The sequence below is a fragment of the Streptomyces sp. NPDC048483 genome, assembly GCF_040651455.1.
Taxonomy (GTDB): domain Bacteria; phylum Actinomycetota; class Actinomycetes; order Streptomycetales; family Streptomycetaceae; genus Streptomyces.
The window spans coordinates 22507-40393 of record NZ_JBEZJZ010000016.1 but is presented as its reverse complement, the minus strand read 5'-3'; the positions used below and the strand labels follow the sequence as shown (position 1 = coordinate 40393).

General features: G+C 71.1%; 13 protein-coding genes. 11 read left to right on the top strand and 2 right to left on the bottom strand.

The window, feature by feature from the left end; genetic code table 11:
- The first annotated feature begins 3 nt into the window (after positions 1-3).
- The 4 genes from AB0D04_RS11475 to AB0D04_RS11460 all read left to right on the top strand — a co-directional run bounded on the left by AB0D04_RS11475 (position 4) and on the right by AB0D04_RS11460 (position 5310).
- On the top strand, positions 4-1755 hold the full coding sequence (locus AB0D04_RS11475) for a DUF3556 domain-containing protein (protein WP_362701923.1): 1752 nt from the start codon (positions 4-6) through the stop codon (positions 1753-1755).
- Positions 1748-3163 carry an NAD(P)/FAD-dependent oxidoreductase gene (locus AB0D04_RS11470; RefSeq protein ID WP_362701922.1) on the top strand — a complete coding sequence of 472 codons (1416 nt, stop codon included), beginning with the start codon at positions 1748-1750 and terminating at the stop codon, positions 3161-3163. The genes AB0D04_RS11475 and AB0D04_RS11470 overlap by 8 nt, the downstream gene beginning before the upstream one ends.
- Positions 3164-3213: 50 nt before the next feature.
- Positions 3214-4425: a helix-turn-helix domain-containing protein gene (locus AB0D04_RS11465; protein WP_362701921.1), complete on the top strand. Its 1212-nt coding sequence runs from the start codon at positions 3214-3216 to the stop codon at positions 4423-4425.
- Between the two features lie 585 nt (positions 4426-5010).
- On the top strand, positions 5011-5310 hold the full coding sequence (locus AB0D04_RS11460; protein WP_362701920.1) for a DUF6506 family protein: 300 nt from the start codon (positions 5011-5013) through the stop codon (positions 5308-5310).
- Positions 5311-5512: 202 nt separating this feature from the next.
- On the opposite strand, the gene AB0D04_RS11455 is transcribed toward AB0D04_RS11460, so the two are convergent.
- Positions 5513-6448: an AraC family transcriptional regulator gene (locus AB0D04_RS11455; RefSeq protein ID WP_362701919.1), complete on the bottom strand. Its 936-nt coding sequence runs from the start codon at positions 6446-6448 to the stop codon at positions 5513-5515.
- Positions 6449-6548: 100 nt separating this feature from the next.
- On the opposite strand from AB0D04_RS11455, the gene AB0D04_RS11450 reads away from it, so the two are divergent.
- Positions 6549-7463, top strand: a complete 915-nt coding sequence (locus AB0D04_RS11450; protein WP_362701917.1) for an MBL fold metallo-hydrolase — start codon at positions 6549-6551, stop codon at positions 7461-7463.
- Between the two features lie 281 nt (positions 7464-7744).
- Here the strand turns inward: AB0D04_RS11450 and AB0D04_RS11445 are convergent, their stop codons facing one another.
- Positions 7745-9001, bottom strand: a complete 1257-nt coding sequence (locus AB0D04_RS11445) for a hydrolase (RefSeq protein ID WP_362701915.1) — start codon at positions 8999-9001, stop codon at positions 7745-7747.
- Between the two features lie 411 nt (positions 9002-9412).
- On the opposite strand from AB0D04_RS11445, the gene AB0D04_RS11440 reads away from it, so the two are divergent.
- The 6 genes from AB0D04_RS11440 (at position 9413) to AB0D04_RS11415 (ending at position 17638) form a co-directional block, all read left to right on the top strand.
- Positions 9413-11737, top strand: coding sequence for a HAMP domain-containing protein (locus AB0D04_RS11440; protein ID WP_362701913.1), 2325 nt, complete (start codon positions 9413-9415; stop codon positions 11735-11737).
- A gap of 13 nt (positions 11738-11750) precedes the next feature.
- On the top strand, positions 11751-13088 hold the full coding sequence (gene pgsB, locus AB0D04_RS11435) for a poly-gamma-glutamate synthase PgsB (protein ID WP_362701911.1): 1338 nt from the start codon (positions 11751-11753) through the stop codon (positions 13086-13088).
- Positions 13085-13567, top strand: coding sequence for a poly-gamma-glutamate biosynthesis protein PgsC/CapC (locus AB0D04_RS11430; protein WP_069571427.1), 483 nt, complete (start codon positions 13085-13087; stop codon positions 13565-13567). Before pgsB ends, AB0D04_RS11430 begins: the two co-directional genes overlap by 4 nt.
- Before the next feature lie 38 nt (positions 13568-13605).
- Positions 13606-14694 carry an NlpC/P60 family protein gene (locus AB0D04_RS11425; protein ID WP_362701909.1) on the top strand — a complete coding sequence of 363 codons (1089 nt, stop codon included), beginning with the start codon at positions 13606-13608 and terminating at the stop codon, positions 14692-14694.
- Between the two features lie 81 nt (positions 14695-14775).
- Complete coding sequence (locus AB0D04_RS11420; protein WP_362701907.1) at positions 14776-16680, top strand: glycosyltransferase family 39 protein; 1905 nt, start codon at positions 14776-14778, stop codon at positions 16678-16680.
- Between the two features lie 595 nt (positions 16681-17275).
- Positions 17276-17638: a hypothetical protein gene (locus tag AB0D04_RS11415; protein WP_362701905.1), complete on the top strand. Its 363-nt coding sequence runs from the start codon at positions 17276-17278 to the stop codon at positions 17636-17638.
- Positions 17639-17887 lie beyond the last annotated feature (249 nt).

Sequence of the window (17887 nt, the reverse complement as noted above, 5' to 3'; positions counted from 1 at the left end):
GCCATGGGATTCCTCGTACCGCACACGGCCGACGTCGACATACCGCAGTGGCGCAGCCGCCCCTACCAGCAGCGCATCAGGCCGCTGGCCGAGCACTGGACCCTGCACGGCTTCGGCACCCCCGGCATCGTGCACCTGCTGTACCTCGTGAAGATCACCGCGTATGCACTCGGCGGCATCGCGGTCGTCTCCGCGACCCCCGGCGTGGGCAGCATCGCGCACTTCGGCTCCTGGTGGGCGCAGCCGATCGTCTATCAGAAACTCGTCGTCTGGACGCTGCTGTGGGAGGTGCTGGGCCTCGGCTGCGGCTCGGGCCCGCTCAGCTCACACTTCCTGCCACCGGTGGGCGCCTTTCTGCACTGGCTGCGCCCCGGCACGGTACGGCTGCCCCCCTGGCCCGGCCGGATTCCGTTCACCGCGGGGACCCGGCGCACGGTGGCCGACGTGGCCCTGTACGCGGCGCTGCTGGGGGCGGCGGTGTGGCTGCTGTGCTCACCGGGCGAGGGAGGCGACCCGGGCGCGTCCGGCGTGCCGGCTCCCTGGCGCGTCGCCGTCCTCGCCGCGCTGCTCGCGCTGCTCGGGCTGCGCGACAAGGCCGTCTTCCTCGCCGCCCGCGCGGAGCACTACGGGCTGACGCTCCTGGTCTTCCTCTTCCCGGTGAGTGACATGACCGCCGCGCTGAAACTGGTCATGCTCGCCCTGTGGTGGGGCGCCGCCTCCTCCAAGCTCAACCGCCACTTCCCGTTCGTGGTGGCGGTGATGATCAGCAACAGCCCGCTGCGTCCGGCCTGGTTCAAGCGCCGGCTGTACCGCCACCATCCCGACGATCTCAGGCCGTCCGCTCTCGCCGCCGTGGCCGCGCACGGCGGCACGGTCATCGAGTACGCGGTGCCGCTGGTCCTGGTGCTCTCCCACGGCGGGACCGCCACCACGATCGCGCTGGCCGTGATGGTCGTCTTCCATCTGCACATCATGTCGACGTTCCCGATGGGCGTGCCGCTGGAGTGGAACGTCTTCTTCATCTACTCGGCGCTCGTCCTCTTCGGCCACGACGCGTCGGTCGGCGCCTTCGCCCTGCACTCCCCGCTGCTGACCGCGGCACTGGTGCTGGGCCTGGTGGCGGTCCCGCTGCTCGGTCACCTCCGCCCCGACCTGGTGTCGTTCCTCCCCTCGATGCGCTACTACGCCGGCAACTGGGCCACCAGCCTGTGGTGCTTCCGCAAGGGCACCGAGCACCGGCTCAACGAGCACGTCGTGAAGGCATCCGGTCTGCCCGTGGACCAGCTCACCCGTCTGTACGGAGCCGAGGCCGCCGATCTGGTGCTGCACCAGGGGCTGGCCTGGAGGGCGATGCACAGCCACGGACGCGCGCTGGCCGGGCTGCTGCCACGGGCCGTGGACGACGTGGAGTCCTACGATGTGCGCGACGGCGAGACCGTGGCGGGAGCGGTCCTCGGCTGGAACTTCGGCGACGGCCATCTGCACAACGAGCAGCTGGTGGCCGCCGTACAGCAGCGGTGCGGTTTCGCGCCGGGCGACCTGCGCGTCGTCGTGCTGGAGTCCCAGCCGACGCACCGGCAGCGCCAGCACTACCGCATCGTGGACGCGGCGAGCGGCCTGATCGAGGAGGGATATGTGAACGTACGGGAGATGGTGAGACGGCAGCCCTGGCTCGACGACGAGACGCCCGCGATTCCCGTCGAGCCCGTCGCGCGCCCGCGACCGGCGACCGGGGTGGCGGCCGCACATGAGTGACGCGATCGTGGTGGGGTCCGGCCCGAACGGGCTGGCCGCCGCCGTCGCCCTGGCCCAGCGGGGGCTGAAGGTGACCGTCCTGGAGGCCGCCGACGAAATCGGCGGCGGCACCCGAAGCAGCGAACTGACCCTCCCCGGACTGCTGCACGACCACTGCTCCGCGGTCCACCCGCTGGGCGTCGGCTCGCCGTTCCTGCGGACTCTCGGCCTGGAGCGGTACGGCGTCGACTGGGCGTGGCCCGAGGTAGATCTGGCCCATCCGCTGGACGGCGGGCGGGCCGGGGTGCTGCTCCGCTCCGTGGAGCGGACCGTGCACGGGCTCGGCGTGGACGGCCCCGCCTGGGAGCGGCTGTTCGCCCCACTGGCCGACGACTTCGACGCGCTTACCGAGGATGTGCTGCGCCCGGTGCCTCATCTGCCCGCGCATCCGGTGGCGCTGGCCCGGTTCGGACTCAGGGCGCTCCAGCCGGCCACGGCGGTGGCCCGGCGCTGGCGCACCGCGGAGGCCAGGGCGCTGTTCGCGGGGGCGGCAGCACATCTGATGTATCCGCTGACCGGACCGGCCGGCTCGGCGGTCGGGCTGATGCTGATCGGTGCCGCCCACCGCTTCGGCTGGCCGGTCGCCCGCGGTGGGTCGCGGACCATCACCGACGCGCTGGCCGCACTGCTGGCCCAGCTCGGCGGGACCATCGAGACAGGGGTGCGGGTGGACTCCCTGGCCGAACTCGCCCCGGCCCGGATCGTCATGCTCGACACCGCGCCCGGCGCCGCGGCACGCATCTGCGGCGACCGGCTGCCCGGCCGGGTGCGCCGGGCCTACCGCGACTGGCGGCACGGACCGGCGGCGTTCAAGGTCGACCTCGCCGTCCAGGACGGCATCCCGTGGACCCATGAGGCATGCCGCCGCGCGGGCACCGTGCACCTGGGCGGCACCCTGGAGGAAGTCGTCCGGACGGAGGCGCAGACCGCCGCCGGGCGGCTGCCCGAGCGACCGTTCGTCCTGGTCGGCCAGCAGTACCTCGCCGACCCTGGCCGCTCCCGCGGTGACCTCCACCCCATCTGGGCGTACGCCCACGTCCCGCACGGCTACCCCGGTGACGCCACCGAAGCGGTGCTGCGCCAGATCGAGCGGTTCGCGCCGGGGGTCCGGGAGCGGATCGTGGACCTCTCGGCGCGCTCGACCGGCGAACTGGCCCGCTACAACGCGAACTTCGTCGGTGGCGACATTGTCGCCGGCGCCAACAGCGCACGGCAGATCGCGCTGCGCCCCCGCATGGCCCTCGACCCCTACAGCACCGGCATCCCCGGCGTGTACCTGTGCTCGGCGGCCACCCCACCCGGTGCGGGGGTGCACGGCATGTGCGGTGCGAACGCCGCCCGCTCCGCGCTGCGGTACCTGGCCCGGTGAACGGCCCCGGGGAACGGCCGGCGGAAGGGCCATCGGATCCGGTCGTCCTCGTGGCCCAGGTGATGCGGGCACGCCGGGACGAGTTCATCGCCAAGCTGGTCGCCACCACCGAGGCGGAGATCGCCCAGCTGGAACACGACGAGTCGCTGCGGGGGCTCCTGGAAGCCAGCATCACCGAGAACATCGTCACCGCCCTGCACGTCGTCCTCAACCGCATCGACCCGCAGACCGTGGATGCGCCCGCCTCCGCCCTCTCCTACGCCCGCCGGCTCGCGCAGCGGGACGTTCCCCTCTCGGCCCTGCTGCGCGCCTACCGGCTCGGCCATGCGCAGAGTCTGGACCTGCTCCTCGGCGAGGCCGTCCGGCTGGGGCTGCCGGACCCGGCCGGCACCGTCATCACCCTGGTCAGCCTTACCTCGGCCTACCTGGACCGGGTCTGCGACCAGGTAGGCCGCGCCTACGAGGAGGAGCGCGAACGCTGGGTGGGCGCCCGCGGCATGCTGCGCCAGTACTGGGTCAACCAGCTCCTCGACAATCCCCGCGTCGATCTGCTGCAGGCCGAGGCCGCCCTCGACCACCAGCTGTCCGGCAGCCATCTGGCCGTCGAAAGCTGGCTCCACGGCGCCACGGCGACCACCGACCCCACCGCCGTCTTCGACCGGCTGACCTCGCTGCTGTCCACCGTCCTGCGTGCCCGTGGTCGCCCCCTGCTGGTCCACACCGACGAGGCCGGCGCCCGGATCTGGCTGACCGTCAGACCCGACTGCCCGGTGGACCCCGACACCGTCGCAGCCGAACTGGCCGCCGCCGCGCTACCGGTACGAGTCGCCCTCGGCATCGTCCGCCCGGGTCTCGAAGGCTTCCGCCGCAGCACCCGCGCCGCTGCCCGTGCCAAGGCCCTCGCCCTCTCCGCGGGGGCCGGCACCCCCGCAGTGGTGGCCTTCGGCCGCGTCGCCCCGGTCGCCCTCCTGGTCGACGAGCCCCGCGAACTGGCCGACTTCGTCTCCGACACCCTCGGCGACCTCGCCGTGGACGCCCCCCGTCCCGCACTCCTCCGTGAGACGCTCCGCGTCTTCCTCGCCACCCATCGCAGTTACACCGCCACCGCGGACCAGCTGATGGTCCACCGCAACACCGTCCACTACCGCGTCCAGCGCGCCGTCGACCACTACCACCTCGACCTCGACGCCGAGGCCTTCGACCTCCACTTCGCTCTCATGATCTGCCGCTGGCACGGGCCGAAGGTCCTGCGCCCCAAGTGAGACGGGACCAGCCGGCCGCCATTTCGGTGCCGGTGTCGAGGCCGGGGATGCCGGCCGGCCCTCCAGGTAGCCGTCGGCCTGGCCGCGCGCTACGCCGCCGGCCGGCGGGCCCTGGGCGGCGCGCTGCTGGGGTCCAGTGTCCTGAGCATCCAGGACGGCGCTGAGCCGACGGTCTGGCACGGCCTGTCTGCGGCCTACCTCGGTCCGGAGCCAACTGGCCGGACATGGCGGGCTTCACCAAGCACACCAACACGTACCTCTACCGGTACCGGTACCTGCGCGTATGGGGAGCGGGGGTGCCGCATCTGGTTCGACGGGCCGGAACAGACCCCTGGGCTCCCTCGCCACCAGGAGCAGCGGCGCGGAACCCTGGGGCCGGCGGGCAGCCGGGCGTGGACTCCCGTCAAAGACGGGACCAGGGCGTGTCCGACGAGTCATGCGTGGAGGGGGCGAAGGCTGCCGCCTCCAGCCTGCGCCGCGGTCGGAGTGAGGGGCGGATCACACGCGGGTCACCTCCGATCCGGGACGCTTTCGTCCCGGATCTGTTTGGCTGGAGGCTTCGACGGTCACAGGAGGTCCACACGCATGGCGCTCACGCATTGGGGATTCATCTACACCGCGGCCGGCAGCGCGGCAGGCGGCGATGTCAGCGTCCTGGACACCGGCAAGTGCCGCACTGTCCTCGTGGGGGTGGAGAAACCCGAGGAGGGCATCGAGGTCGCGCGCCGCCTGGTGGACGAGGGTGTGCAACTGATCGAGCTGTGCGGAGGGTTCGGGCCCGTTTGGGCCGGGCGCGTCATCGAGGCGATCGACGGTGCGGTGCCCGTGGGCACGGTTGGCTATGGGCCCGAAGCAGTCGATCAGGTGCACGCCATCTTCTCCTGATCGTACGACGCAGGCAGGTTGAAGCCCTTGCGGACATTGAAGGTCCGCTCGACTTCATTCCTGTTCCTTCCTGCGCGCGTACAGGTCCCGGTCGAAGCCAGTGGGCCCGCCGCCCGCACTGCCACGGCCGCTTCCCCATCCGGGACGGGAGGCCCCGCCACGGATACCCGTCCACAGTCGGAACGGGATCCCATGGGTCCCCCTACGATGGCTCTTCCGCCGCCCGCCCCGCAGTCTCCGCCCGGTACCGCCCGGGGGTGGTGCCGAACTCCCGGCTGAAGGCGTGGGAGAGGGCGTACGGGGTGCCGTAGCCGACCCGGCGGGCGATGGTGGCCAGGGGGTCCGGCGTGTCGCGGAGCAGGGTGGCGGCGAGGGTCAGGCGCCACCAGGTGAGGTACGCCATCGGAGGGCGGCCGACCAGGGTGGTGAACCGGCGGGCCAGGGTGGGGCGGGAGACGCCCGCCTCGGCGGCCAGGCGGTCGTTGGTCCACGGGGCGGACGGCGCGGAGTGCAGCGCCCGCAGGGCGGCGGCCGTCACTGTGTCGCCCAGGACCGCCGGCCAGGCTCCGGCCGCGCCCTCGGTCATCCAAGAACGGAGCATGTAGATGAGGAGGAGGTCGAGCAGGCTGGGGACCGCGATGCAGGAACCGGGCCGCTGGGCACCCAGCTCGCTGCCCAGCAGGTCGATGGCCGCGCGGAGTTCGGGGTGGCTGCCCGCTCGGTTCGGCAGGTGGACGACCTTGGGCAGTTCCGCCATGAGCGGGTGCACGCGACTACGGTCGAGCCGGTACTTGCCGCACAGCATCTCCATCTCGCGCGAGGCGGTCGGTGGCCCGCTCGGTTCCCTCCCGTCCAGCCATCGCTCGAACGGCACCGCCTGCTTCACAGCCACCGCGTCGACGGGAGAGTCGGCGATCACATGTCCCGTGCCGTGTGGCAACAGCACCGCGTCACCTGCGCCGAGTGAGACCGGAGTGCCGCCGTCGGGCAGCAGCCAGCAACTGCCCTCCAGCACGACGTGGAAGCCCGCGCCGTCGTACGGGGCGAGCCGGGTGCACCAGCCCCCGCTCACCCGCACCCGGTTGGAGGAGGGCCGCCCAATGCGCACGGTCGAGATCGCGTCGCTCACCACATCCATCGAGCCAGGGTATCGGTGGACTCAGATATGAGATGGATGCGTATTCAGCTGAGCTTGATGAGCATTGAGGAGGTCAACTGCCGTTCCTAGGATCAAGGACATGAAGAGCGAGAGCGTGCAGAGCACCATGTTGGGCGAGGTCGAGGTCATCCGCATCACCGAGTGGCAGCAGCCGTTCGCACCCGCCCGCAGTCTCGTCCCGGAGTCCGCCGCCGAGGTGTGGAAGGACAACGAGGAGTGGCTGGCGCCGGACCACTGGGACCCGGACAGCGACAGGGCGGTGGTCGCGCTGCAGACCTGGGTGCTGCGCAGCGGCGGGCGGACCGTCCTGATCGACACCGGGGTGGGCAACGGGCGAGAGCGGCCCGGTTCGCCGCAGTTCCACCACTGGCAGGGTGATTTCCTCGGCCTCATGGCGCGGGCCGGCGTCCGCCCGCAGGACGTCGACGTCGTGGTCAACACCCATGTCCACGGCGATCACGTCGGCTGGAACACCATGGACGTCGACGGGGAATGGGTGCCGACGTTTCCCCGTGCCCAGTACCTCATCCCGGCCGCCGACGACTTCCACTTCGGCCCGGACAATGCGTACGGCAACGGCCTGCGCGAGGACGACCGGCTGATCTACGAGGACAGCATCGCACCCGTCCACCGGGCCGGTCAGGTCGTGCTGTGGGACGGCTCCCACCGCATCGACCAACACCTCACCCTGGAGTCCGCGCCCGGCCACACGCCCGGCTCGTCAGTGCTGCGGCTCGCGTCCGGCAGCGACCGGGCGGTCTTCGTCGGCGATCTGCTCCACAGCCCGGTGCAGATTCTCCACCCCTCCTGCAACAGCTGCTTCTGCCTCAACCCGGAAGAAGCGGTGACCAGCCGCCGCCGGATCCTCGAACGGGCCGCAGCCGAACGGGAGTTGGTCGTCCCTGCACACTTCGGCGGTGCGGGTGCCGTGGAGGTCCGGCGGGAGCGTGGTGGGTTCGCTCTTGAGCGGTGGGCGTCCTACGGAAGGGAGTAGAGGGCCGTTCTTGCCGCGTCCTGCTGAGGGGCAAACGCCTGGTTGTCGTCCTGTAACGGCGGTACACACGCAGCTGCGGCGGCGTTCCTCTCCCGTGCGAGGGAGGAACGCCGCCGCTTCGTGGGGCCGGTGCACCGGCGATCCGGCCGCGCCGGTGTGCGTCAGAACGGGCTCGCGGGGATGTCCCGCACCATCAGCCACTGCCACCGGGGGAACTCGTCCTGGCAGCCACTCCGCTGCAGGCCGGAGCGTGTAGCGGTCCTCTGCCACGGTCGGTCGATTCAGCGCACGAAGGCGATCTCCGGGTAGTGGCGGGAGGGGCCGTCGAGCAGGGGGCTGTGCTGGTGGCGCAGTTCCTTGTCGAAGAAGGCCGCGAGGTAGGTGCGTTGGATCTCGATGGCACGGTCAGGGGCGATCGTGCCGAACATCTGGACGAGTTGGGCGGAGGACAGTCCGAGCGGGCCGGCCATCTGGGGCCAGAGGGCCTGGTAGTCCATGAAGGAGAGGTGCTCGGAGCCGCGCAGCTTCAGGTCGAACCGCTCGCCGTCCAGGTGTTTCCAGAAGGTTGACCAGCTCGAATCGTTGTTGCGGTTGTGGTTTTGGGAGCTGAACAGCAGGAAGGGACGCTTGAGGTCGCGGGTTTTCGCCGGGCCGAAGAACTGGCCGTCCAGGTTCGCACCGGCGTGGATCCTGTGGTCCTTGTGCATGACCTCCGGCACCACTGCCCCGCCGAGCGAAGCGCCGAACATCCCTATGCGGTTCATGTCCACCGCGTGGGACAGCCCGTGGGGGAGTGGCGCGTGGTCCGCGTCCGGGTTGTGGCCACGGGCGAGGGCGGCCAGCTGGTCGACGACGAAGCGGGTGTCCGCGGCCCGGACGGCGATCACGCGGGACGCAGGGGTGCCTGGCGGCATCGTGGCCACTTCCAGCCGCCCGCCGGGGAACTGCACTTCGCTGTCATCGTGGGTGTCGTCGAGGGTGACGACCAGGTAGCCGCGGCTGGCCAGGTCCTGGGCGAGCGCGGTGCCCGTCGCGCGGTCCGAGCCCCGCCCGGTCGAGTACAGCAGCACCGGCAACTTACCGGCCTTGCGGTCTACCGGGGCACCGGTGTGCCCGGCGGTGGTGGGCAGGGTAACCGCGTTCGGCGGCAGCCCCCGGCTGGTCAGGAAGTGCGCGGCGGCGGCGGGCTCCAAGTAGGGCGCGGCGGGGTGGCGGGAGGTGTCCGTGGCCGGGTACCAGAGCGAGACCATCAGCTCACGCGGCCGGCGGTCGGGCGTCCACGGATCCGTGCGCTTCGTATCGAGCAGGTGGAGGTTGGCCGTCCCGACCCGGTAACGCCCGCTCGGGGCAGGAAGGGTCAGTTCGCCCGGGGTGTCCGCCGTGTCCAGGGGCGCCTCCTTGGCCGTGGGCGCGGCGGTGGTCTTCCCGGCAGCGGTGGCCGACCCGATCCCGGCGCCCAGGACGACGGCCAGTGCTCCCGTGGTACCGGCAACCCGGGCACCCAACCGGCTGCGGGGCCTTCTCCGTGCGTGTTTCATGGGCAGCCCTCTCCACGATGGCGATCGCAAATGTGACCGGCGCATAGCCGCACATCGTAGCGGTGTCCGGTGCCGGATTTTGCCGCGGCCGCCACAACGCCCGTTGCGGATGCGGGGAGTTGTCACCCACGCGCAGACGGTGAGGTGGGCGGTGCTTTGGCGGCATGCCCACCCGCTGCCCCGGGATGAGGTGGGAGGCGTGCAAGCGGCCTCGTCCGGCCCGGGTTGGGCGTAGCGGTTGCACCTGCGCTCGTATCTGGGAACGAAGCGCGAACGATTTTGTGATTTTATCGCGAGGGGACTTGCTCATACCGCGAGTTTCACCACGGATTCCCCTGTGCCGAGAGGACGCCTGCCCTGCACCCGGTTGCCCTCGCGCCCCGTCGACACCGCACCCGACGCCGCGCCGACATGCCCCTGCTCGGAGGCGTCCGCCCGCCGATCGCCGCACTGCTCTGTACGCTGCTGGCGATTGCCGCGTTCTCCGCAGTCGGTCTCGGCACCGTTCACGAACGGGACGTACCCCAGGCCGTGAGCGACGCGGAACAACAGATCGCCGCCGACACCGCCGCCTCGGTAGCCACCTCCGTCACCGCCAGAGCCACCGCACTGCGCCGCTCCGCGGCTTCGGTCACGCCCGCCGCCGGGACCACTCCGGCGCAGATGATGAAGTCCCTTCTGCCGGCCCGGCCTTCAGCCGGACGTTCCGTACAGGGCGGTGTGCTGCTCGTCCCGAGCACCAGAAAGCAGCTGGCGGCCGGCGGCGAACCCGTGCCGCTGTCCGAGGTGGACGTGACCGCCCTGGCACGGACCGACGCCGGCGACATCATGCCCCGGCTGGTCACTACGGGGGACGCCGGGCCCCGCCTGCTGTTCTTCGCGCAGGTGGCGATGCCCGCTCCGGGGCGCAACAAGGACGAGAACGCCGACCAGGCACGGGACCTGGACGAGGGCCAGGGGAGTGGCCGGCGCACACTTCTGCTGGTCGTCTCCGAAAAGGTCCTCGCCCCTCAGGTGTACGGGGACGGGCGCACCGGTCAACTGGTCGACCGGAAAGGACAAGTGCTCGCCACCACTGCCACCGGCGGCCCGGCGCGGGCACCCGGCACCAGCGATCAGGCCCTGCTTGCCGCGGTGGAGCGCGCCGCGAACGCCGGTTCAGGCACCGTCGACTCCTCCGGAAGCCTGCTCGGTGACGGCCACGACGGATTGCGCAGGGTCGCGGGCTGGGCATCGGTCGCCGCGGCAGACGACAAGGGCCTCACCTCGGGTCTGGGACTGAGGCTCCTCACCTTCAGGGATGTGCCGCCGGCGAAGGGCGGCCCCGACTACACCCGGTTCGCCATCGTCGTCGCCGGTGCGCTGCTGGTGATCGCCGTGTTGGTCACCGTGGCGCTATGGCGCCTTGTGCAGCGTCCGCTGCTACGGCTCCATCTGTCCGCCGCGCGGCTGGCCAGGGGCGCCTTGGAACCTGAGGCGCGCAAGGAGTTGGCGCGGCCGGTGCCGGATCCGGCCTTCGGCGAGCTGGGCAGGACCGGTCGGGCTCTGGAGTCGATACGCCGCCAACTGCTCGGTGAGACGGGACCGGAGCCTGCGCTGCCGGTGCGCCGGCGCCCCGGTGTCCGGTCCGTGGTGGTCGCCTGCGTACTCGTGATCGCCACCTGGGGGGTGCCGATGCTGTTCCTGGTCCATCGTGTGCAGGCCGGCAAGGCCGTACCGGCCGCCGCCCTTGCCGACCAGCAGGCACGCACCGAGGCCGCCGCTGACCGGGTGCGGCAGGTCCTGGGCCAGAGTTACACCGACCTCCGGGAGGTTGCGTCCGCCGCCTCCGGGCAGTCGCGGGAGCGGACGACGGAGGCTCTGCGGCGTGCGCTCGCCGGCCATCCCAAGTACCGCTCGCTGTATGTACTGGACCGTACGGGCGCCATCCTGACGCGGGTGGGCGAGGAGCCGCTGCGCACCCTCGTCCATGCGCCGACCGGCAGCGGAATCACCCGTGTCAACACCTCGGGCAGGATCCCCTCGATCGCCGCCTACGCCCAGATCCCGTCGGCCAAGAACGCCAAGGGTGCCGCCCCGGCCGTACTCTTCGCCGAGATCGATGTGAATGCGCTGAACAGCCTGCTGTCCCGGCCGGGGCTCGGCAGTGTCTGGCTCACCGACGAACACCGCAGGGTGCTCGCGGCAAGCGTCGGCTTCCAGGCTTTCCAGCCGCTGCCCAGCCAGGGCTTCACCCGTCTGGTGGCCAGGACCGAGGCGGCACCCGGGACGGTGGGCAGCCCGGTGTCGGCCGTACTGCATGCGGAAACCACGCCGGGTGCCGGCCCGTCGGTCGCGGCCGCCGCGCCCCTGGCGCAGACGGGGCCTGCCGCCGCGCTCGGCTGGCGGGTGGTCTCGGCGGAGCCCGCCGCGGCGCTCAAACTGACGGTGTATCAGGCGCAGGCGCGCACCATGCTGGCCGGGCTGCTCGCCCTGGCCGCCGGCATCGCCTGCCTGGGCTGGCTGCACATCGTGGTGGTCAGACCGCTACGCGCCCTTGCCGGATGCGCGGAGCGGCTGGCCGGCGGCGACCGTCGCACGGTGCTGTACCCGGTCCATCACGACGAATGCGGTTCGGTGGCCCGCAGCCTGGAACTCCTCCGGCAGGCGCTCGCGGACCGGGGCCGTGGCGGTGGAGCCGACCTGGTCCCTGTCCCTGCCCAGTCGTCACGGTGCGGAAGTGCCCCGGGGTCGTAAAGGAACAACTGACGTGCTTTTCCTCTATGTTGTGCTGCTGCTGAGTTGTGCGGTGCTGTTGGTCGCCGGCGTGCTGGAACAACGGCGCCACTACGCGGCGCTGGCGCAGATCCCCACTCGGGTTCTCGTCAACGGCATTCGCGGCAAGAGCTCCATCACCCGGCTGTGCGCGGGGGCGCTGCGCGGCGGTGACCTGGTCACCGTGGCCAAGACCACCGGTACCGCGGCCCGGTTCATCCACCCGGATGCCACCGAGGAGCCGGTGTACCGCAAGTTCGGCATCGCCAATGTCGTGGAGCAGATAGGCATCGTCCGGCGCGCGGCGGCGTACCGGCCGGATGCGCTGGTGATCGAGTGCATGGCGGTGATGCCTGCACTGCAGGAGGTCAACCAGGAGAAACTGATCCGCTCCACCATCGGAGTGCTGTGCAACGTCCGCGAGGACCACCTCGAGGAGATGGGTCCCACGCTGGACGATGTGGCCCGCTCGCTGTGCCGGTCGATGCCGGTCGGCGGGGTCTGCATCACTGCCGAGCGGGAGCGGCTGCCCATCCTCAAGGAGGAGGCGCACAAGCGGAGTTGCCGCCTGATCGCGGTCGATCCGGAGTCGGTCACCGACGAGGAGCTGCGCGGGTTCAGCTGGTTCACCTTCAAGGAGAACGTCGCCATCGCGCTGGCGGTGGCGGAGCTGCTCGGTGTGGACCGGGACACCGCGCTGCGCGGTATGTGGGACGCGCCGCCGGACCCCGGCGTGCTCTCCGTCGAGCGCTACCGCACACCGGACGGCAAGCGGCTGCGCTTCGCCAATGTCTTCGCCGCCAACGACCCCGAGTCGACGCTGATGAACATCCGTCAGCTGGAGGAACTCGGCGCGATCCGCCGCCCGCTCAACGTCGTCATCAACTGCCGCCCGGACCGGGTGGAACGCAACGGGCAGATGGGCGCGATCATCCCCGATCTGACCCCGGAGACGGTCTTCCTGATCGGACACCCCACCAAGAGCGCCCGCGACGGCATCCCACCGGACTGGACATCGGGACGCGTGGTGGACCTGGGCGGCGACCGGCGGGACGCGACCGAGCTGACCCACGCCCTCCTCGCCGAACTGGGTCCGGACTCCTCCCTGGTGGCCATCGGCAACATCCACGGCCAGGGCGAACTGTTCCTGGAGCACCTCGGCGAGCTGGACGCGGACGACACCGGCGAACCCCTCGCCCTCGCGCACCCGCCCGAGCCGGAGCCGTACAGCTGGGTGGCACCGCTGAACGGCCCGGAGCCCGGCCCGCATCCCCCAAGTCCCGCCTCCGCCGGCCACCACGCCCCGTACGACTCGACAAGGAAGCAGCCATGATCCCCGTCACCGTCACTCCGGAGACAGCCGCGCTGGGGATCGCCCTCGGACTGGTCTTCTCGCTGGTGTGCTATCTGACCACCAATCTCTCTCCCGGTGGCATGATCACCCCCGGCTGGCTGGCGCTGACCCTCGTCACCGACGCGGGCCGGGCCGCACTGATGATCGGCGTCACGGCGCTCACCTTCTTCGCGACCAAGGTCCTGCAGCGTCAGGTGATCCTTTACGGGAAGCGGCTGTTCGCCGCCGTGGTGCTGTGCGCGGTGGTGCTGCAGGCCACGGTGATGCTTGCGCTCCAGCACGAGTTCCCGCTCCTGTACACCACACAGACCCTGGGCTTCATCGTGCCCGGCCTGATCGCCTATCAGCTGATCCGTCAGCCATTGGCGGCCACCGCGATCTCCACCACCGCGGTGACCCTCGGCACGTATGTGGTGCTCGTCGCAGGCCTGCTGCTGGGGGCACTGCCCACCGGCTGACCAAGCCGGTCCCCCGGCCGTCCGAGCCGGAACCGTCCTTGTCCGCCGCCCATCCGTACGTCGAGGAGGTCACCATGGGCACCGATCCCACCCCGCGCCGCGGCCCCAGCCGCCGTCAGGTCCTGGGCGGCGTCGCCGGTCTGGCCGTGACCGCCGGAGCGGTCAGCGCCTACGCGCGGTACCACTTCCAGCACCCCGATCCCGGCACCCCGCACGATGACTTCACGGCGCCGACCGGCGGCTACCGCTTCGAGCGCCGTCGGACACCCGCCCGTACCGTGGTCCGCGCCGCCGACGGCCGCGTGCTGGCCACCTTCACCGACGGTGCACGCACCGCACTGCTGACCGGCCCGACCCGTACCTGGAGCGAGCCCCGCACCACCAGCGCGGTGGTACGCAGCAACGCCTGGGTACGGCTGATGCCCGACGGATGGCGGGCGGGCCACGAGCACACACGGTGGTTCCGGGAATGGTTCCCCAAGGCCCTCGCCGGCCGAAGACCGGACGTCATCGGCACGGCCTTCCAGTACGGCGACGGGGCACCCGACCGCCGCACCGCATCCGGCCTGCGCTATGCGGGCAAGGCGCACTTCGGACCGCGCGTCGCCGGGCAGTCACCGTGGTCGTTCCACTACCGCGACGAGAAGTCGGACTTCTACGACTACCTCGGCACCCCCTGGACGTTCCCGGACGGCACCCGCAAGGACCCGGAGAAGGCACGCTACGGCGACGTGGACTGCTCCGGCTTCATGCGCCTGGTCTGGGGGTACCGCATGGGCTACCCCATGCACGCCACCAACACCGCGGGGATCGGCCTGCCCCGCCGGGCCTACGCCATCGCCGACCGGGCCCCCGGCGTACTGCTGATCCCGAACACCGGCCGGCCGCCCGCGGACATCAGCCTGCTGCAACCCGGCGACCTGGTCTTCTTCGCCATCGACATCGGCAGGCCGCACGGTATCGACCACTGCGGCATCTACCTGGGGCCGGACGACCAAGGGCATCCGCGCTTCTACTCCAGCCGTTCGAAAGCCAACGGCCCCACCATGGGCGACCTGGCCGGCCGCGCGAGGCTCGACGGCGACGGCTTCTACGCCCAGGGGCTGCGCATGGCCCGCCGCCTGTGAAGCCGCCGACTCCCTCATCGTCCCCAGCCTGACGCTCCTCCCTGAACGCCCCCAGCCTGACGCCCCCTGAGAGGCCCCGCCATGGCCACCATCCCCGTCACCCGGGACTCCACGGCCCGCTCCCGCCCCACCGGAGGCGGCCGGCTGGCCGTGTTGCGTCAACAGGCCGCCGAACGATGGGAGTTGTGGTCCCTGCTCCTGATCCTGGCCCTGGCCGCGGTGCTCTACTCCTGGGGCATCGACCAGGCCGGGGTGCACCCCTACTACAGCGCGGCCGTGCGGTCGATGGCGGCGAACTGGCACACCTTCATCTTCGGCGGACTGGACCCGAGCGGCTCGATCACCGTCGACAAGATCCCCGGTGCGCTGTGGCCGCAGGCCCTTTCCGTGCGGCTCTTCGGGCCGTACAACTGGGCGGCAGCACTGCCGCAGGCGCTGGAGGGCGTACTGGCCGTCTGGGCGCTGCACCGGATCGTCCGTGCCTGGGCCGGTGCACCGGCCGGGCTGCTGGCCGCGCTGGTACTCACCCTCACCCCGATCACCGTCGCGCTGAACCGGCACACCATCCCGGACACCCTGCTCGTCCTGCTGCTGGTCCTCGCGGCGGGATCGCTGCAGAAGGCGGTCAGCACCGGGAGGCTGCTGCCGCTGCTCGTCTGCGGGATATGGGTGGGGCTCGCCTTCCAGGCCAAGATGCTCCAGGCCTGGCTGGTCCTTCCGGTCCTCGCCGCCGTGTACCAACTGGCCGCTCCCGGCTCGCGGTGGGACCGGGCATGGCGGGTGCTGCTCGCCGGGGTCACCGCACTTGCGGTCTCCTGCTCCTGGCTGCTGCTGGTGTGGGCGACGCCTGCCGCGAACCGCCCCTACGCCGACGGGACCACCAACAACAACCCCTTCACCCTCGTCTTCGGGTACAACGGACTGAGCCGCTTCGGCCATGACCCGCATGCGCTGGGCGCCGTCGCCGGCACCGCCGCCAGCCGCACCACCGGAAACACCGGCTGGACCATGCTGGTCAACCACATCGTGGGCCCGCAGATCGCCTGGCTACTGCCGTTCACCGCACTGGCCCTGGTGCTGGGCCTGTTGTGGCGTACGGGGCACCCGCGCACCGACGGGCCGCGCGCGGGGCTGCTGCTCTGGAGCGGCTGGCTGACGGTGCACGTCGTGGTATTCAGCACCTCCAACGGCAACCACGGCTACTACACCGCCGTACTCGCCCCGGCCCTGGCCGCGCTGACCGGTGGCGGAGCGGCCCTCTTCTGGGCCGAATACCGCGCCGGCGGCCCGCGCCGGGCGGCGCTGCCCGCCGCGGTCGGTCTGACCGCGCTGTGGGCCGTGGTCATTGACGGTCCGCACAGTGGGTTCGCGCCCTGGTTGCTGCCAGTGGTGCTGATGCTCGGCCTGTGCGGGACCATCGGCCTGTGGTCCTGCGGGCCGCGCAGCACGCGTCGGGCGGTGCACAGCGCCCTGGCGGCGGGCCTGGCGTCCGCGCTGGTCGCCCCGGCCGTCTGGGCCACCTCCTGCCTGGACCCGCGGTACGCCGGCTCACCGATGTCGCCGGTGGCCGGGCCGGTCGGACCCGGTTACCTCGAAATGCGCCACCACCGGCACAAGCCCCGGCCCATCTCCTTGAACACCCCGTCCACGCGGGACGCCGCGCTGTTGAACTACCTCACCGCGCACCGTTCCGGGGAGACATACCTCCTCGCCACCCAAGCCGCCTACGGCGCCGAGCCGCTGCTGCGCGCCACCTCCCAACCCGTGCTGGTCATGGGCGGCTTCACCGGCCTGACCCCGTATCCGACGGCCCAGGGGCTGACCACCCTGGTCACCGCCCACGAACTCCGCTACGCCCTGCTGACCACACGCCGCCCGTCCACACCGGCAACGGCCTGGGTGAAGGGGAATTGCACGCGCATTCCGCCGCGCGCCTACGGCCGCATCTCGGACGGAAGCTTCACCCTCTACGACTGCGCCCCGTGAATCCGACCTGCTGAACGCGACGGGTTCCGCGGACGCCACCCCAGGAATACCGGGCTGCGGGGATGTCGCCAGGGAGCAGATACTGAGTGGGCGCAAGCCTCCGACGCGGTGAGCGATCTGGGGTGGCGCTTCCTGCTGGGCACGATACGAACGTCGGTCCCGGTCGGATCGCCGGCCGAGGGCGTCCAGATGGCGACGAGCGTGGTGGTGGTGTGCGGTGACTACGCCGATCAACACCTTCGCGCCGATGTCCGGCCTGAGCGGGTCGTGCTCACTCTCCAGTCGCTGGACCGTGCAGGGGTGACGAGTCGCGAGCGCCGGCTGCCGGTGGCCGCCTGGCGTCCGCGACCCGAGCACCAGCCTTCTGGGTACTCGCCGACATCGAAAGCAACGAGGCCTGCCTGACCACCTGGCAGGGCCGAGACGGCTGGAGCATGCCCTGAACGGTGCCGGTCACCACACAGAGCCAGGACCCGTTGCACCGTGGCGAAGAGTCCGGGTCGGTGGACGCCTTCCAGGTCGTGGCTGACTGCCAGGAGACCTTGCCCTCGCGCAGGATACGACGCAGGATCTCCCGGCTTATGTGGGGCACCACGTGCCGTTCGACGAGGTGAGAAGCGAGTTCGGTCAGGCTCCAGGTGGAGAAGGCGGCGATGTTCCAGTCGGCGGGGGACGTCCGGGCGATCAGGCGGATGTGCTCACGCAGCCGGCGCCGGCCAAGGCCGGCATCATTCCGGCACGTCCCAAGGAGGCGAAGCAGTGGCAGTGGGAGGCGGCACCGAAGGACGGCTTCCATCTGCTGCGGCACACCTATCCTCAGGGCCTCCGCCGGTCTCGACAGCGGAAGTCCCGACAGGGACTGACCCCACCCGGCAGTAAGCCCGGCAGTAAGGCGCATATCCGTAGAGAATTGATAACCTGTCACCTCAGCGTGCACGAGGAGGTGATTGCTGGATGACAAGGGCGATGGACTGTCGCCACTCCTCGTGGTCCGCCGCTGCGGTCCTCTGAGAGGGCACGGCAATGTCTGGCATACGGTGCCGCGGCCGGGTTCTCGAGTCCAGTGATTCGACAGGTGAACTTGCGTTCGCTTCCCTTGGGCGGCGCCTCGCCGCTTCGGTGCCGGGACCCCGTCGGCCTCGCGTTTGCCGTGGAGATGAGCTGCTGTCAATCGGCCATGACAAGGTGAACCACTCGGTGGATCCGA

What these genes read in the sequence shown, in the direction of transcription:
- AB0D04_RS11450 (WP_362701917.1), top strand. Translation starts at nt 6,549, where the DNA reads ATGAAGAGCGAGAGCGTGCAGAGCACCATGTTGGGCGAGGTCGAGGTC.
- AB0D04_RS11430 (WP_069571427.1), top strand. Translation starts at nt 13,085, where the DNA reads ATGATCCCCGTCACCGTCACTCCGGAGACAGCCGCGCTGGGGATCGCC.
- AB0D04_RS11475 (WP_362701923.1), top strand. Translation starts at nt 4, where the DNA reads ATGGGATTCCTCGTACCGCACACGGCCGACGTCGACATACCGCAGTGG.
- AB0D04_RS11440 (WP_362701913.1), top strand. Translation starts at nt 9,413, where the DNA reads ATGCCCCTGCTCGGAGGCGTCCGCCCGCCGATCGCCGCACTGCTCTGT.
- AB0D04_RS11470 (WP_362701922.1), top strand. Translation starts at nt 1,748, where the DNA reads ATGAGTGACGCGATCGTGGTGGGGTCCGGCCCGAACGGGCTGGCCGCC.
- AB0D04_RS11445 (WP_362701915.1), bottom strand. Translation starts at nt 9,001, where the DNA reads ATGAAACACGCACGGAGAAGGCCCCGCAGCCGGTTGGGTGCCCGGGTT.
- AB0D04_RS11420 (WP_362701907.1), top strand. Translation starts at nt 14,776, where the DNA reads ATGGCCACCATCCCCGTCACCCGGGACTCCACGGCCCGCTCCCGCCCC.
- AB0D04_RS11455 (WP_362701919.1), bottom strand. Translation starts at nt 6,448, where the DNA reads ATGGATGTGGTGAGCGACGCGATCTCGACCGTGCGCATTGGGCGGCCC.
- AB0D04_RS11460 (WP_362701920.1), top strand. Translation starts at nt 5,011, where the DNA reads ATGGCGCTCACGCATTGGGGATTCATCTACACCGCGGCCGGCAGCGCG.